Source organism: Lentilactobacillus diolivorans DSM 14421, assembly GCF_001434255.1.
GTDB lineage: Bacteria > Bacillota > Bacilli > Lactobacillales > Lactobacillaceae > Lentilactobacillus > Lentilactobacillus diolivorans.
Genome location: NZ_AZEY01000029.1, coordinates 16,010 through 31,353, shown reverse-complemented (window position 1 = coordinate 31,353; position 15,344 = coordinate 16,010). Strand labels below are relative to the sequence as shown.

Genomic DNA, 15,344 nt, shown 5'->3' with positions numbered 1-15,344 from the left:
TATTCTCCTTTATCAATTTATTAGTAATTTTATTACATCAATAATTATAATTTAAATACCGGGTCAACTTTAACTGGCTTGCCAGATTTTATCGACTTTTGAGCTGCAATTGCTGCTCGCTGTGCCATAATTACATCTTCACCTGTCGCAACCAGTGGTGCCCCATTCAGCAATGATTGAACAAATGCTTTCATTTCAATTGTGTATGCTTCCTTGTATCGTTGTGTAAAAATAGGTAATGGATTTTTCTTCGTTTCATTATCCTTTGTATATAGTTCAACAGTTGAATTAGAAACATTTTCAGCTTTTAACATTCCTGCAGACCCAAATACTTCAACTCGTTGATCATATCCATAGACCGCTTTTCGACTATTATCAATTAAACCATAAGCACCATTTTCAAATTGAACGACTAAAGCTAATGTATCAATATCATTTATTTCTTTCAATGTTGGGTCAATTAACGTTCCTCCTTTAGCATATACTTCTGTAATATTTGAGCCCATCATATATCGTGCAATGTCAAAATCATGCATTGTAAAATCAAATAGAAGACCGCCAATTCGTTGAATTAAATCATGAGGTAATAAATCAGGATCTCTAGACGTTACTTTTACAACTTGGGGGGTTCCAATTTTACCAGAACGTACCTGCTCATAGATATTATGAAATTGAGGGTCCATTCTACGGTTAAATCCAATTTGTAACTTTACGTGGTTTTCCTTAACAGCTTTTAAAACATTAGCACTTGCTTCCTCATTAGTATCCATACTAAGAGGCTTTTCACAAAAAATATTTTTCCCAGCATTTGCTGCATCAGTTACAATCTGCTCATGGGTATCAGTTGAAGTAAAAACAAAAACCGTATTTATTTCAGGATTGTTTAATATATCATGGTAATCTGATGTCTGGTTAGTAAATCCTAAATCACTAATTTTGTCAGAAAATTTATCAATAAACACATCAGCCACTTGAAGAATATCAATTTCTGGAATTGTCATCAAATTGTGCAAATGCATCTGCCCAGCTCTTCCTAAACCAATTACTCCAGCTTTAATTGTTTCCATAATTAAAAATCCCCTTTTATTTTATATAGTTATTTATCATATTTAAATTCCATCTGAATTTGCTCCAAAGATTTTCCTCTCGTCTCAGGTGCAAATTTCCACGCAAACCAAAACGAAACTATATTACACAAAACGAAAACTATAAACGTTGCCGAAAGTCCAATTTTAGATAATAAAATTGGAAAAATAAATCCAACTACAAAGTTACCCATCCAGAGGAAGAAAGTTGAAATCCCCATTCCTAGTCCTCGAATGTTTTGTGGAAAGATCTCCGACATTAATAACCATGTCGTTGGAGAAATACATCCTTGAAAAAATCCAAGAAAGATCATCGTCGTAATAATAACCAAAAATGGCAAAATCGCTGAGTTTGCAAACATCCTAGAAATAACCGCAATTGCTAGTAGCGCAGATCCCGTTCCGGTGATACCAACAAGCAACATTTTCCGTCTGTTCACACGGTTCATTAACGTCATCCCAATATACGTTGCAATAGTTGAAACTAATCCATTAAAAATGTTTGCAACTAAGGCAGCCTGATGGCCGAATCCAGACTGCACTAAAATAGTTGTGCCATAATACATCATAATGTTAATGCCTATAACTTGTTGCATAATTCCAATACCAGTACCAATTAAAACTAATTTACGAATCCATGGTGTTTTCAAATCACGAAATTTCGCCTGTTTTGTTTGTTTTTCTTCTTTAATCACCATCTTGATTTGACTAATTTCTTTGATTACTTCGTCACCAGTCGATCTAATTTTTCGTAAAGTAGTGGAGGCTCTTTGTGTATTCCCCTTCATAATTAACCATCGTGGTGATTCAGGGACAATAAACATTGCAACCAATAAACAAATAGAAGGAATTATACCGAATGCAATCATCCAACGCCAAATGTGTGGATTATCTCCTAGCATGACTCCTAATACAGCATTGACTGTAAATGCGGTTAATTGTCCACCAGTTATCATCAGTTCATTTTGTGTAACTAGTCTTCCTCGAGTAGATGGTGTTGACAATTCAGATAAAAATGTTGGAACTATAACCGACGCTCCCCCCACAGCAAGGCCCAAGCAAAAGCGAAAAAGTATCATCGTCACAGCATTGGGAGCAAGCGCACAAGCAGTTGTAAAAACAATAAAAATAATCGACAAATATCGTAAAACTCTCCGACGTCCATAGTGATCTGACAATCTTCCAGCGGAAATTGCTCCAAATGCAGCACCTAATGTAATCCCACTAGTCACTAAGCCTTCATCAGTTGAGGTCAGATTTAATTCGTTTGGTGATGCCATAAAGGTTAACGCACCATTAATTACACCTGTATCAATACCAAATAAAAGTCCCCCAAAAGTCGAAAGCAGTGCAATTTTTTTTAAATTGCCTACCGCCGAAGAATTATAGGATGATGGACTTTTGTCGTTTGAATTATTCATCACATTGTCCTCTTTCTTCCCTATATTCAGCTATGATTCAAATCCTTTTTCAATCTTTAATAATTTAAAACTTATTAAGGAATATCAACAATTTCACCTGAGTCAGCAGATTGTTGACAAGCTTTTGCAATTGTTAATGCTCTAATTCCATCGTTGACTGTTGCTTCGGGTTGTGTTCCATTTTGAATATTGTTAATAAAGTCTTGTAGCTCAACAGTAAATGCTGTATTAAATCTTTCGGAAAAGCTTTGCATTGCCGGACGAACGACACCATGTTCGTTAAAAACAGTAACCAAATTTTTCTCAGGAATTTCACCAACCCGAATCCAGCCATTTGAACCCATGATTTCCAATTCAACCTGATTGCCATGTGCCGCGTGTCTGCCGCCAAGCAAGGTTGCTATTACTCCATTGTCGAGCTGCAATTGGGCAACACCCGTCTCATATTCTCCAATCTTTTTTAATTCGGGTGCAGCAATATTACTGCCCAACGCCCATGTTTTGATGGGTTCGTGCCCTGTAAACCATCTAATTAAGTCCACATCATGAATATTCATATCAACAAATATTCCACCACTATCAGCTTCACTTGCAAATTTAGTAAAGCTTGCCATTCCTGAAATTGGATCAATGCCGTAGCCACGCATATAAATGATTTTCCCGATTTCTCCATTATCTACCATGCGTTTAGCGTACTGGTATGAAGCATCAAATCGTCGCATAAATCCAGTCTGAAATATCTGTTTAGGATGATTTTTAATTGCTTGCGTCATACCATTAACTTCTGTCATGTCGAGACCTAAAGGTTTCTCACAAAAAACATGCAATCCAGCGTTAAGTGCATATTCAGTCATCTCTGGATGAAACCCTGTTGGGGCAACAATAAAAATAGCATCTAGATCTTCTGTATCTATCATTTTTCTGTAATCTTTATAGATACCTGGAATTCCCAAGGAATCGTGAGCCCATTTAAGCTGTTCATCGTCTAACGCACACGCTGAGATTAAATTAACCCCCTGAATTTTCTCAATTAAATGTTTTGCATGAACCGACCCTAAACGTCCAAGACCAATTATTCCAGCATCAATATTCTTCATAATAAGCTTCCCCTTTCAAAAGTGATCATCCGCACATGTATCCATAAATAAAATAACAAAAATGTAGTTTTAGAGATAGGCTAACTCTACGATGCGATTATTTCACAACTGCATGTGAAAGTCAAATCAAAGGTAGAAAGCGATTTCATTTTAAAAATAAAAAACAAGTTTTCTCTTTACAAACCTCGTTACGGCTGTTATCATGCATTTGTGAAGACGATAACTAAATGACAACTATTTCAAATCAAAAATCCGTTTTTCACTTTTGATTGCTCACTAATTAATTTCGTCTCCATCCAAATAAGCTCTAAGAAGAAAGGAGGATCTAATGTATGGATTTTCACAATAAAAAACTTGTTATTGGATTAATTGGTGCAGGGAGAATTGGTAATGTTCATTATAAGAATCTGCGAAGAATGTCTGATGTTCAGTTAAAAACAATTTGTGATATTCGTTTTGACGATAGTTGGAAAGAAAAATATCCAGATGTTTCAAACTTTACTACGAACTATCAAGAAGTTTTGTCGGATCCAAACATCAAAGCAGTCTTGATTTGTGTTCCAACAGATTTACATCCACAAATGATTAAAGATGCAGCCTTAGCCGGTAAAGATATTTTTTGTGAGAAACCTGTGGGGTTTAACAATAAAGATATCATCGATGCCTTTAAAACAGTTACCGATCAGGCTGTCAAATTTCAAGTTGGATTCAATAGACGTTTTGATAAAAGTTTTATGCGTATTGTTGATTGTAGAAATGAAGGAAAAATTGGTCGTCCACAAATTCTAAAAATCACATCCCGTGATCCAGAGCCACCGTCTTATGATTATGTTGCTCATTCTGGTGGAATATTCATGGATATGACAATTCACGACTTTGATATGGCTCGATTCATAAGTGGCAATGAAGTTAAATCTGTTTTTGTGAGTGGAAATATATTAATTGACGATAAAATATCAAAATACAATGATATTGACACAGCTATCATCAATCTGAAATTTAGTAACGGAATGTTAGGCGTAATTGATAATTCACGTCAAGCCGTTTATGGTTACGATCAACGAATTGAATTGTTTGGATCAAACGGTGTAGCCCTCGCGGGAAATGTTCCCGAGTCTGAGCTCACATATGCATCCAGCAATGGTACAACCAGGGATAATCCGGAATACTTTTTCCTGCAAAGATATAATGAAGCATATTTCAATGAATTGCGTTCATTCTTTGGCGCTGTTCAAGGTAAACACAAAGTGGTTTGTACTTTTACAGATGGTATTAAAGCTATTAGATTGGCTGAAGCTGCCAAAAAGTCATACAACACCGGAACCACTGTAGAAGTAAGAGATATTTATTCATATTGATTGATCATCAAAACTAGGGGGTTTTAATTATGGCATACGATGTTAATAAAGATATTAAATGGGGGATTGCCCCAATTGGATGGAGAAACGATGACATCCCTTCTATTGGAAAAGATAATAATTTGCAACAATTATTAAGTGATGCCGCTTTAGCGGGATTTCAAGGAACAGAGGTCGGTGGCTTTTTCCCAGGACCTAAACAATTAAACTACGAACTTGGACTACGTAACTTGCAAATCGCTGGCCAATGGTTCAGTAGTTTCATCATTAGAGATGGCATTTCAAAGGCTTGCGAAGCTTTTGAAAAACACTGTCAATATCTTTCCGCTGTTCATGCGCCTATTGCTGTTGTGTCCGAGCAGACATATACAATCCAACGTTCTGACAGTGCAGATATATTCACGGATAAACCTCATTTCACTGACGAAGAATGGGATAAAGTTTGTGAAGGACTAAATAAATATGGTGAAATTGCACATAAATATGGTATCAAAGTGGCCTATCACCACCATATGGGAACTGGAATTCAAACAAAAGCCGAAACAGACCGTTTAATGGAACATACAGATCCAAAACTTGTCGGTTTGTTATACGACACAGGCCATATTTACGTCTCCGATGGCGATTACATGTCTTTGCTAAAAGATCACATCGACAGAGTTGTGCACGTTCATTTTAAAGACGTACGAAAGAAACAGGAAGATGATTCTCGCAAACGTGGCTTGACTTTCCAACAAGCATTTCTAAATGGTATGTTTACAGTTCCCGGGGATGGAGATCTTGACTTCAAACCGGTCATGAAAGAATTAGTTGATCATGATTATAAAGGTTGGGTAATTGTAGAAGCTGAGCAGGATCCGGATAAGGCTAACCCATTAGAAATGGCTCAAATTGCACATAAATATATAAAGAATGAATTACTTGCACCTTATCAACAATAAAAAGAATCGAAGGGAGAAGATTTATTATGGCTAATACAAAAGTAGGTATCGTGGGGATTGGATTTATTGGATCAGATCATTTACATCGTCTAACTAAAACCATTGCAAACGTCGATGTGACAGCGGTTTGTGATATTATTCCAGGAAAAGCGCAGAAGGAATTAGATCGTCAAGGACTAAAGGCCAAAGATTACCATGACTATCACGACCTTGTCGACGATCCAAATGTCGATGTTGTTGTATGTACAGCAAGTAACGAGGCCCATCATGAGATCGTCATGGCAGCCTTGCAAGCAGGAAAGTTTACATTTTGCGAAAAGCCGCTTGCTCTGGACGCTAAAGACTGCATGGAAATTATCAAAGAAGAGGAAAAGTACGGTCATCGAATGTTACAAGTTGGATTCATGCGTCACTATGCACCCGAATATGTCCAAATGAAACAGATGATTGATAACGATGTCATTGGAAAGCCATTAATGATGGATGAAAGACATTATAACCAAACCCAACCTGAAGAATACGATTCTTCACGTTCAATTATCGAAACAGCTATTCACGAAATTGACCTAGACCACTGGTTGTTAGGAGAGGATTATAAAAATATCCGTGTTCTCCCCGTTAAGAAGACTCGAGCTGTTCAAAACGACCAAATTCAGGACCCAATGATTGTAATGATGGAAACAACATCTGGAATTAATATTTACTTGCAAGTGTTTGTTCGTTGCCAATACGGATATGATATAAAATGTGATGTTATTGGGGAAAAAGGTGTATTAGAATTACCAACTGTCCCACAAGTTGCAGTTAGAAAGGATGCTGAATATAGTACGGCAATTCTAACTGATTGGAAAGCAAGATTTGAGAGTGCCTACGATATTGAATTCCGCGATTTTATGAACCACGTTTCAGTTAAGAAATCACCAGTCGGTCCTTCAGCATGGGATGGGTATATTGCCGCTGTTACAGCCGACGCTGCTCTGAAATCCTTAGCTGATAATGGTAAGGTCGAAGAATTAGATTTTCCTAAAACACCTGACTTCTATACCGAAAAGTAATTTTCAGTTTAATTAATGAAAGGTGGGTATAACCCATGGACAAAACTTTAAGTAATAAAGATACGCGCAGAGGATTTATGCGTACTATTACAATAATCACATGTATGGGTTCATTGCTTTTCGGTTATAACACTGCCGTAGTTAATGGATCATTATCATTTATGTCTCTAAAGAGCCAGCTATCACTTTCACCCTTTAATCAAGGCGTCGTTTCGAGCGGATTAACTTTAGGTGCTGCTTTTGGAGCAGTATTTGGAGGCCCGCTAAGTGATAAAATTGGTCGTAAAAAGATATTACTGTTTTTAGGATTGATTTTTACATTTGGAGCTGCTGGATGTGCATTTTCGGCAAATGCTTTAATGCTTCTTGGATTTCGTTTTATTCTCGGATTAGCAGTCGGTTCTGCATCAGCTAATGTCCCTGTGTTTCTTGCAGAAATCGCTCCGTCTGAAATGCGTGGTCAGATGGTTTCAATGAATCAGTTAATGATCGTATTTGGGCAATTCCTATCATTTGGTGTCAATGCCTGGTTAGGTAGCCAATTCGGTTCAAATGCTGCAATCTGGCGTGTTATGTTAGGCGTTGCAACAATTCCTGGTATTATTTTATGGTTAGGTATGTATTTTGTTCCTGAAACTCCTCGTTGGTTAGCATCTAGAGGAAAATTTGGTGAAGCTCTTGTTTCTTTGAAAAAAATACGAAGTGAAGCTCAAGCCAATTCTGAAATTAAAGAAATTGAAGCCTCTGTAAAAAAAGATCAGGAAGGTTCAAAAAAACAATCATCTTGGCAAGATTTAAAACAACCCTGGGTCCTTCAAATTGTAATAACAGGCGCAACACTTGGAGTCATTCAACAATTTGCAGGTATTAACTCAATTATGTATTATGGAACCAAAATTTTACAAGCAAGTGGATTTGGAGAAAGAGCAGCTTTGATTTCCAACGTTGCTAACGGTTTATTTTCTTGTATTGGCGCTATTATTGGTATGTACACCGTCGATAGATTAGGACGTAAAAAATTAGAGTACAGCGGCCTAGTTGTGTGTGCTACCTGCCTAATTGCCGTTGGATTAATTAGTACTTTTGGCGGTGGTGCAGGATGGACAGGTACAGCCGTTATGATTCTAGTCCTTGTTTATATTTTGTTCTTCCAAGGTTCATTGGGACCTGTTACATGGTTGATTAACTCTGAGATTTTCCCATCAAAATATCGTGGATTAGGAACAGGTATAACAATCTTTGTTCTCTGGTTTGCTAATTTCTTGGTTGGTCTCTTCTTCCCTGTTATGCTTGCAGGATTAGGATTGGCAAATTCATTCTATATTTTTGCAGCTTGTTGTATTCTAGGAATCTTCTTTGTTCATGCTCGAGTTCCTGAAACAAAAGGTGTTGAGCTGGAAGATGTAGAAACGTTCTTCCGTGCAAAATATGACAAATCATATACAGGTAGCTCAAAAATTTAATACCACATGGCTAATAATTTAATAATTTGAGCTTGCTAAATAAAAGGTTCTTTTTGTATATGTCTAAGCATTTCATAATGTTAAAGACAAACAAAAAGAACTTTTTGCTTTTGGCGATATAATACTAATTGAATTGTAATCAATTAAATATATAACACGAGGAGTATTTCTATGAAAACACCGATTATCTTAGACTGCGATCCTGGTCATGATGATGCAATTGCTCTCATCCTAGCAGTTGCAGCAAGTAATATTGACTTAATGGGAGTAACAACATCCGCTGGGAATCAAATGCCCGCTAAAACACTAAACAACGCTATGCGTATTTTGACATTACTGGGGCAAACAGAAATCCCTGTAGCCCCTGGTTTAAAGAAACCTTTACTACGAAAACTTGAAACTGATGTCGCAATGCACGGACTAACTGGTTTAGACGGTGCTGATCTTCCAGAACCTGATTTCCCTGTATATAGTGGATCGGCGATCGATCTTTTGGCTACTAAAGTAAAAACATCAAAAGACCCCGTAACAATTGTCGTCACCGGGCCTTGTACAAATATTGCATTTTTCCTTTCATTACACACTGAACTGAAATATAAAATTAAAGAAATTGTTATTTTAGGTGGTGGTATGGGTGTTGGAAATAAAATGCCCACGACAGAATTTAACATGCTTGAAGATCCCGAGTCAGCAAAAATTGTAATTGAATCAGGCATAAAAATTGTCCTTTTTCCACTTAATGTTGCATTTAAAGCTCAACTATTGGATGAGGATATGAAAAAAATGTCTAAAATAAAAAATAAAGTCTCACGTGCAGTTGTGGATCTATTAAATAACTATGGCATTCAATTTGATCAGGGAACACGGCCGTTCAAGGGTATTCCAATCTATGATCCATGTTGTATCTCCTGGTTAATGAATCCAAGTATTTTTTCAGGAAAAGAATGCCACGTTGATATTGAAACAAAGGGTGAGTTCACGACTGGCGAAACAATCATTGACTATTATGATTTAACTAAAAAAAATAAAAATGCATTTGTCTTATTTGATATTGAAAGAGAACTATTTGCACAGCAGATAATTGATTCATTAAAATCTTTTTCTAAATAATAAAATCTAAAAGCAATATAACAAGTAATGCAGAAGCGCATTCTTGCTATATTGCTTTTATAATTACATGATGGGTATTTGTTACTGTACTTAGTACTGTGTACTGTCATTTATTCTTAAGAGAGTTGGCTTCAGCAGCTTGAAAATCCCCTGTTTGTTGAACCTTAACGAGTGCGTCAATATCTCGAATTATTGATTGATTATTTTTATCCATCCCTATGAAAAAATGACTATTTCCAATCACCTGTGACACAAGTAATTTATTACACAATACTTTTAAAAACTTATTAATTTTCATGGAAATCAATCCCCCAAATAGATGAAGCCCTCTAACGTGTTATACTAATCCCCTTTATTCGTATCTTTATTATACCCTTTTGTTCAAAAAATCACAATTGTACATATTTGTTCCAACCTTAATAACATTGGTTCTCATGTAATCCCTCTTTATGAATTTTTTACTTTAACTACCCGCCACACGTGCCAGCCGTTCACTAGCAATCAACACCGCAACAGCAAACCCCAACAAGAAGACCGGAAATAGTTTCATCCCAAAGTGGCTGGCCAACCAGCCAAATAATGGTGGCATCGTTGTTGTCCCAGTGTAGGCAGCAGCCATTTGAATGCCAATCACGATCTGCGATTTATCGGCACCAAAATTGATTGGCGTTGCGTGTAAGATTGCCGGCCAAATTGGCGCACAGCCTAACCCAATCGTAATCAGGCCAATGATGGCGAAATGGTCATTTGAAATTGGCAACGAAATCATAGCGATTCCAATAAAGATCACAATACAGCCGGTTCGAACCAGCCACTGGTCACCAATTCGATCTGAAATCACACCCGCGAAAAATCGACCAAGGGTAATGCCAATATAAAATAACGACCCAAATTTTGCGGCAGTTGCCAACGAAATGCCGTGGACTCTCACCATATATGTACTTGCCCATAGCCCCGCCGTTTGTTCAACCGTTGAATAGGCAAAAAACGTGATCAGTGCCGTTCTCATCCCCGGGATTTTCATCATTTGCCAATTAGTCAGTCGTCGTTTTGTTTGGTGATTAATCGGTTTGACTTGCCGAGTATTTTTCCATAAGGGTAAACTTGCAAATACAATCAATGCAATCGTCATTTGGATTGAGCCGGCAATAATGTAACCCAAGTGCCACCCAGCACTGGTACTTAGACAGGAGCCCATAATATAGGGACTGATAATTGTCCCAACGCTATAAAAACTGTTCAGCCAGTTCAATTGACGTGAATCATAATTTAACGCCACAAAATTATTGGTTGCGGCATCAATGGCCCCAGCTCCGAGCCCATATGGAATCGCCCATAAGCAAAGCATCCAGAACTGGCTTGATATCGAAAATCCCAGCATTCCCACCGTAGTCAGTAAAATACTCACCAGAGTGACAACCCCAGCCCCAAATTTGGTGGTCACCATGTTAGAACTTAAGCTTGAAAAAATCGTATTCAGTGCAATGATCATCGTAACAAATCCCGCATAGGACAACGGGACATTTAAATCCAGATGCATTTTCGGCCAGCCCGATCCCAATAAAGAGTCCGGCAACCCAAGACTAACATCGACAATGTACATAACCATTAATAGAACAACCATTTTGGGAATTAATGGTTTCCCCCGGCGTGGCAATCGCCTCTGTTGATCATTTTGCTTTTGCATTCACTCGTCCCCTTTTTAAACCACTTGTTTCCCCGGTGTATCCCCATAAACCTTTCGATAATTTCGAATAAACGCACTGCTATCTGTGAAACCTGTTTTGCCCGCAACTTCCGCCACTGATAAATCAAGCGCCATTAACAAATTGTGGCCGATTTGAACCCTAAAGCGATTTAGTAATTGTTTAAATGTCATCAGAACACTGTTTTTAAGCAATGACTCAATCTTACTACTCGAAAGATGCGTCATTGTTGTCAGCTGATTTAAAGAGAATGCCTGAGTACAGTTTTCTAAAATGACCATAATAATTGACCAGGCGTCGATTGAGCCGGACGCTTGGTTAACTGCCAAGTTGGTTTCCCGGTAGATTTCCGGTGACATGTCATGAATTAATTTAAACTGCTTATAGAAATTTGCCTGGGTTTGATAGCCACAAATGGTGCCAATCTGATTTGCCGATAATTCTTCAAACTGCAGTAGCGCCGTGGCATTCCGAATTCGCACCTGGTTGAGAATTTGATTAAAGGATTGACCGGTTAATTGGCGGATTAACGATTTCACTTCAGCAGCCGCCAAACCAAGCCGTTGGGCAACGTTAATTGGCGTCAAATTTTCCTGATGATGGACCTGAACATATTGAAGGACCCGCCAAGCCGGATTTAACTGCATCACTTGAGATTGCTTTTGATATTTCATGTATAAATAACTGATAAATGAAATCAGAGAAATGTGCAACGCTTCAAAATTGGTAGCAGCCGCTTCCTGTTTCTCGTAAATGACTTCCTGGCAAAGCACTCGCAATTGGCTAAATGCATGGTGAGGTAATTTAATGATTGGCACGTTGGTATCCAACTCTTTGATCGATTTTAAATAGGTTTGCCGATTAGTTGATGTTAATAATAATAGTCCAATTGAAAAGCGAATCTGAATGATTGCCAGAGATTGGCCTTGTTCAATGATGAATCGATGAACGTGATATGGCATTAATTGGATAAGATTGCCCGGTTGCAGGTCAAATTGTAATTGATTAATCTCAATGCTTGCTTGACCCTTAATGATCAAAATAAATTCAATTTCATTTCGATAGTGTGCCCGTTCTGATTGCGCCATCGTGATCTGACGAATTGCCAGTTCCGCTGGTTTGAAGGCCTCGGATAAATAATCTGAGCTGATATATGGAAAATGGTTAACCATGCATGCCACCTCTTCGCAAAAGTTAGTATTTAAACGATTTTTGATGATTGTTTTAAGTTTGTCTCTATTATACTTATTTGTGAAGATACAAACAAGGAGGCTGTTATTATGACAAAAGTATTTGTTCTAGGTGGCACTGGATTTTTGGGCTATTACACGATTAAGGAACTATTATCGCAAGGATATCAGGTAAAAACGGTGGCATTACCACCAATGCCGGCAGATAATCTTTTACCTCACGAAGTTGACGTTCAGCTGGGTGATATCAACCAAATGAGTGATCCAGACATTATCACGTTGCTTTCAGATTGTGATGGGTTTATTTATGCGGCCGGCAAAGACGAACGGGTCGTACCCGCTAAACCAGCCATGAAATTTTATTATGAAGCTAACGTCCTACCCACTCAACGACTTGCCCGATTGGCAAAACAAGCCGGGGTTAAAAACTTTGTTGTCTTTGGCTCATACTTCGCTGAATTTGCTGAACGACTTCCCCAATATCATTTAAGAGATCAAGCTTATCCCAACACAAGATTATTGCAGGAACAAATCGCATTCGCAGAGGGCGAGGGTTCAATGAAAGTTTCATCATTGCGCTTACCTTATATTTTTGGGACAATGCCCGGTAGAATGCCATTATGGAAAATGTTTGTTGACCAAGCTCGTAATCAACCGGTCTTCCCTGCCCTGCGCGGCGGTACTGCCATGGTAACCGTTGAACAAGTGGCCGAGGCAGCGGTCGGTGCAATGGCTCATGGCAAGCATCGTGGGACTTACGCAATTAGCGCCAAAAATATGAAATATCAGGAATTTTATCAAATGATCGTCGAGGCACTCGGTCAAACCGACAAAACACAGGTACCGGTTGTCCCATTCGAACAAATGAAACCCACTTATGAGCAACTTGATCAACAAGCTGAAGCCGAGGGAAAGGAACACGGCATTCACATGGTAATTAGCGCGGAAATGCAAACGGAAGATCTGTATCTTGATCCCAATGACACAAAGGATGTCTTAGGCATTAAGGACCATGATGTTGTTAAAAGTATTCGACAAACCTTACAGAAGTGTGTGGAGGCGGAGCGGATCAGCCACTAATTCAGACAAACTGATCTACATGCTATCCTTGCCAAATCAATTTCGAATTAGCAGAAAAACGACTGCTGAATTTTCTCAACTAACATGGGAAAATTAACAGTCGTTTTTTTAAATAATGATAGACAACTTGACTTTTATCCAAAGAATGATGTTCCAGATAACCATCATAAAAAAAGATCTCCCAAATTTCACATCCACGAAGGACGAAATTTTGGAGATCCTTTTTATTATTGTAAGGTCGCCACCGCGTCAGCCAATGTATCAGCTAAATTATGGGCAGCATCTGGCGCACCGTCTGTATCTTGCGCTTGTTTGAAACGATCATATAACGTTGCTAATTTTGAATTTGTCATTGAGCTAAATCGGCCGTTAAACAAATTATAAGCCTGGCCAACTGCCTGAATATCACTAGGGGCTGCGTCATCCTGCCATGCAGCTTGACCGATATCACCAACGACAGCAGATAGATCGTTGCTTTGGTACTCTCCAGCACTATAGGCTTCCTTGGGTGACATGTCCTTAAAATCAGCCAAAATATCATCTTGTGAACTTGGATTCATTGTTCGCACAATTGCCATCATCGCTTTAATGTCAGCCTTTTGTTTGGCATACGATTTTGCTTTGCTCAAGTTTCCCTGCCAAATCCAGCCTCTAACCGATTTTGAACCGTTAGCAATATAATAATACGTTGCTCGGCTACCATTAGTGCGTTTGACAGTTGCTGATTTGGTCGCATAAAAAGTTGTGTTCAAAAAACTTTTAGCATTATGGACTTTCTTAGTTAACTTGGCATTACTGTACAAATAACCACCATTAACATTGTAAGCAGTCTTTGATAAGCCGTTATAACCAAGAACCTTTGCTGACCTGACTTTAGCTGAGACATCACTTGCATTGCTGCTTAGCACAGCACCCCCAAATGTCACTGCGACAAGCCCACTCACAATCAATTTTGAAACCTTCTTCATCATAACCCCTCATTTCATAAACAAATTAATAGGAAAGTAGCCAACGACTTTAGCAGCCGCCATACTTTCCTTAATTACAGCACGAATATTATTATATCTCGATTATGATGATCTGGGAATACTTTTTTGTGAAACCATTTATACTAACTAACCGTCTATGATTGATCTGCCTGATAGTCCCGATATTGTGCCTGCCATTCCTGCTTATCATCTTCAGTAATCTTCCTAAGGACATGACACGGATTGCCGACTGCTACCACATTGTCAGGAATATCGTGAGTCACAACTGAGCCTGACCCAATCACCACATTACTGCCGATCGTAACCCCTGGATTAACAACTGTACTGCCACCAATCCAGACATCATCACCAATGGTAACCGGTTTACCAAATCCCAGCCATTTATTTCGAACATCCGCGTCGATTGGATGGCCAGCCGCAAATAAGCTCACCCGAGGCCCAATTAATACTCGACTGCCGATGGTGATTTTACCGGAATCGAGAAAAATAGCGTTGGTATTACAATAAAAATCATCACCAACCGTAATATTTTCACCGAAGTCACAGAAAAATGGCGGTTCAATATAAGAATTTTTACCCATTTTCCCGATCAGCCGTTTTAACTCAGCTTGTGGATCCACCCCTTCTTGTGGGAAATTAATTCGGTGAAGCAGATTATCTTTTCGTTCATATTTTTTGGCCAGATCCTTGTCATAAACATTGTATAATTTGCCGGCCAACATGCGTTCTTCTTGGGATGCCATTGCTAAACCAATCCTCCATTCTGTAAATGCAAAATCGCTTACGGTTAGGTTTTATTATATCATGACCTAAAGATCACCCTGTCGGTGCCACGTTCAAGTAAAAGGT

Annotated in this window: 14 protein-coding genes; 6 read left to right on the top strand and 8 right to left on the bottom strand. The window is 38.4% G+C overall.

The annotated features are described in order from the left end of the window. Positions 1 to 44: 44 nt before the first annotated feature. Genes iolG (FC85_RS03550) through FC85_RS03540 form a run of 3 tightly spaced genes read right to left on the bottom strand, consistent with a single transcriptional unit; the run spans position 45 to position 3,603 of the window. On the bottom strand, positions 45 to 1,067 hold the full coding sequence (iolG, locus tag FC85_RS03550; protein ID WP_057864188.1) for an inositol 2-dehydrogenase: 1,023 nt from the start codon (positions 1,065 to 1,067) through the stop codon (positions 45 to 47). A gap of 29 nt (positions 1,068 to 1,096) precedes the next feature. Beyond that, positions 1,097 to 2,530 (bottom strand): sugar porter family MFS transporter, encoded by a 1,434-nt coding sequence (locus FC85_RS03545; RefSeq protein ID WP_371862941.1) that lies wholly within the window; start codon positions 2,528 to 2,530, stop codon positions 1,097 to 1,099. A gap of 50 nt (positions 2,531 to 2,580) precedes the next feature. Continuing rightward, on the bottom strand, positions 2,581 to 3,603 hold the full coding sequence (locus FC85_RS03540; protein WP_057864186.1) for a Gfo/Idh/MocA family oxidoreductase: 1,023 nt from the start codon (positions 3,601 to 3,603) through the stop codon (positions 2,581 to 2,583). Between the two features lie 332 nt (positions 3,604 to 3,935). Between FC85_RS03540 and iolG (FC85_RS03535) the strand changes: the two genes are divergently transcribed. The 5 genes from iolG (FC85_RS03535) (at position 3,936) to FC85_RS03515 (ending at position 9,530) form a co-directional block, all read left to right on the top strand. Then, positions 3,936 to 4,961 (top strand): inositol 2-dehydrogenase, encoded by a 1,026-nt coding sequence (iolG, locus tag FC85_RS03535; RefSeq protein ID WP_057864185.1) that lies wholly within the window; start codon positions 3,936 to 3,938, stop codon positions 4,959 to 4,961. Positions 4,962 to 4,990: 29 nt separating this feature from the next. Then, positions 4,991 to 5,902, top strand: a complete 912-nt coding sequence (gene iolE / locus FC85_RS03530) for a myo-inosose-2 dehydratase (RefSeq protein ID WP_057864184.1) — start codon at positions 4,991 to 4,993, stop codon at positions 5,900 to 5,902. A gap of 26 nt (positions 5,903 to 5,928) precedes the next feature. Continuing rightward, positions 5,929 to 6,957, top strand: coding sequence for a Gfo/Idh/MocA family protein (locus FC85_RS03525; RefSeq protein WP_057864183.1), 1,029 nt, complete (start codon positions 5,929 to 5,931; stop codon positions 6,955 to 6,957). Between the two features lie 35 nt (positions 6,958 to 6,992). After that, the gene (locus FC85_RS03520) at positions 6,993 to 8,420 is read left to right on the top strand and encodes a sugar porter family MFS transporter (RefSeq protein ID WP_057864182.1); all 1,428 of its coding nucleotides are present in this window, start codon (positions 6,993 to 6,995) and stop codon (positions 8,418 to 8,420) included. 171 nt (positions 8,421 to 8,591) lie between these two features. After that, positions 8,592 to 9,530 carry a nucleoside hydrolase gene (locus FC85_RS03515; protein WP_057864181.1) on the top strand — a complete coding sequence of 313 codons (939 nt, stop codon included), beginning with the start codon at positions 8,592 to 8,594 and terminating at the stop codon, positions 9,528 to 9,530. A gap of 106 nt (positions 9,531 to 9,636) precedes the next feature. Here the strand turns inward: FC85_RS03515 and FC85_RS03510 are convergent, their stop codons facing one another. From FC85_RS03510 to FC85_RS03500, 3 genes are all read right to left on the bottom strand, one after another. Next, positions 9,637 to 9,828, bottom strand: a complete 192-nt coding sequence (locus FC85_RS03510) for a hypothetical protein (protein ID WP_057864180.1) — start codon at positions 9,826 to 9,828, stop codon at positions 9,637 to 9,639. A 165-nt stretch (positions 9,829 to 9,993) separates the two neighbouring features. Further along, a complete protein-coding gene (locus FC85_RS03505) occupies positions 9,994 to 11,217 on the bottom strand; it encodes an MFS transporter (RefSeq protein ID WP_225427547.1) in 1,224 nt (407 codons plus the stop codon). Positions 11,218 to 11,232: 15 nt separating this feature from the next. Beyond that, positions 11,233 to 12,408: an AraC family transcriptional regulator gene (locus FC85_RS03500; protein ID WP_057864179.1), complete on the bottom strand. Its 1,176-nt coding sequence runs from the start codon at positions 12,406 to 12,408 to the stop codon at positions 11,233 to 11,235. Between the two features lie 108 nt (positions 12,409 to 12,516). On the opposite strand from FC85_RS03500, the gene FC85_RS03495 reads away from it, so the two are divergent. Continuing rightward, on the top strand, positions 12,517 to 13,506 hold the full coding sequence (locus tag FC85_RS03495; RefSeq protein WP_057864178.1) for an NAD-dependent epimerase/dehydratase family protein: 990 nt from the start codon (positions 12,517 to 12,519) through the stop codon (positions 13,504 to 13,506). Positions 13,507 to 13,733: 227 nt separating this feature from the next. Here the strand turns inward: FC85_RS03495 and FC85_RS03490 are convergent, their stop codons facing one another. Next, positions 13,734 to 14,474, bottom strand: coding sequence for a hypothetical protein (locus FC85_RS03490; protein WP_057864177.1), 741 nt, complete (start codon positions 14,472 to 14,474; stop codon positions 13,734 to 13,736). A 155-nt stretch (positions 14,475 to 14,629) separates the two neighbouring features. Beyond that, complete coding sequence (locus FC85_RS03485) at positions 14,630 to 15,238, bottom strand: sugar O-acetyltransferase (protein ID WP_057864176.1); 609 nt, start codon at positions 15,236 to 15,238, stop codon at positions 14,630 to 14,632. Positions 15,239 to 15,344 lie beyond the last annotated feature (106 nt).

What these genes read in the sequence shown, in the direction of transcription:
- iolG (WP_057864188.1), bottom strand. Translation starts at nt 1,067, where the DNA reads ATGGAAACAATTAAAGCTGGAGTAATTGGTTTAGGAAGAGCTGGGCAG.
- FC85_RS03540 (WP_057864186.1), bottom strand. Translation starts at nt 3,603, where the DNA reads ATGAAGAATATTGATGCTGGAATAATTGGTCTTGGACGTTTAGGGTCG.
- iolG (WP_057864185.1), top strand. Translation starts at nt 3,936, where the DNA reads ATGGATTTTCACAATAAAAAACTTGTTATTGGATTAATTGGTGCAGGG.
- iolE (WP_057864184.1), top strand. Translation starts at nt 4,991, where the DNA reads ATGGCATACGATGTTAATAAAGATATTAAATGGGGGATTGCCCCAATT.
- FC85_RS03525 (WP_057864183.1), top strand. Translation starts at nt 5,929, where the DNA reads ATGGCTAATACAAAAGTAGGTATCGTGGGGATTGGATTTATTGGATCA.
- FC85_RS03520 (WP_057864182.1), top strand. Translation starts at nt 6,993, where the DNA reads ATGGACAAAACTTTAAGTAATAAAGATACGCGCAGAGGATTTATGCGT.
- FC85_RS03515 (WP_057864181.1), top strand. Translation starts at nt 8,592, where the DNA reads ATGAAAACACCGATTATCTTAGACTGCGATCCTGGTCATGATGATGCA.
- FC85_RS03510 (WP_057864180.1), bottom strand. Translation starts at nt 9,828, where the DNA reads ATGAAAATTAATAAGTTTTTAAAAGTATTGTGTAATAAATTACTTGTG.
- FC85_RS03505 (WP_225427547.1), bottom strand. Translation starts at nt 11,217, where the DNA reads ATGCAAAAGCAAAATGATCAACAGAGGCGATTGCCACGCCGGGGGAAA.
- FC85_RS03500 (WP_057864179.1), bottom strand. Translation starts at nt 12,408, where the DNA reads ATGGTTAACCATTTTCCATATATCAGCTCAGATTATTTATCCGAGGCC.
- FC85_RS03495 (WP_057864178.1), top strand. Translation starts at nt 12,517, where the DNA reads ATGACAAAAGTATTTGTTCTAGGTGGCACTGGATTTTTGGGCTATTAC.
- FC85_RS03490 (WP_057864177.1), bottom strand. Translation starts at nt 14,474, where the DNA reads ATGAAGAAGGTTTCAAAATTGATTGTGAGTGGGCTTGTCGCAGTGACA.
- FC85_RS03485 (WP_057864176.1), bottom strand. Translation starts at nt 15,238, where the DNA reads ATGGCATCCCAAGAAGAACGCATGTTGGCCGGCAAATTATACAATGTT.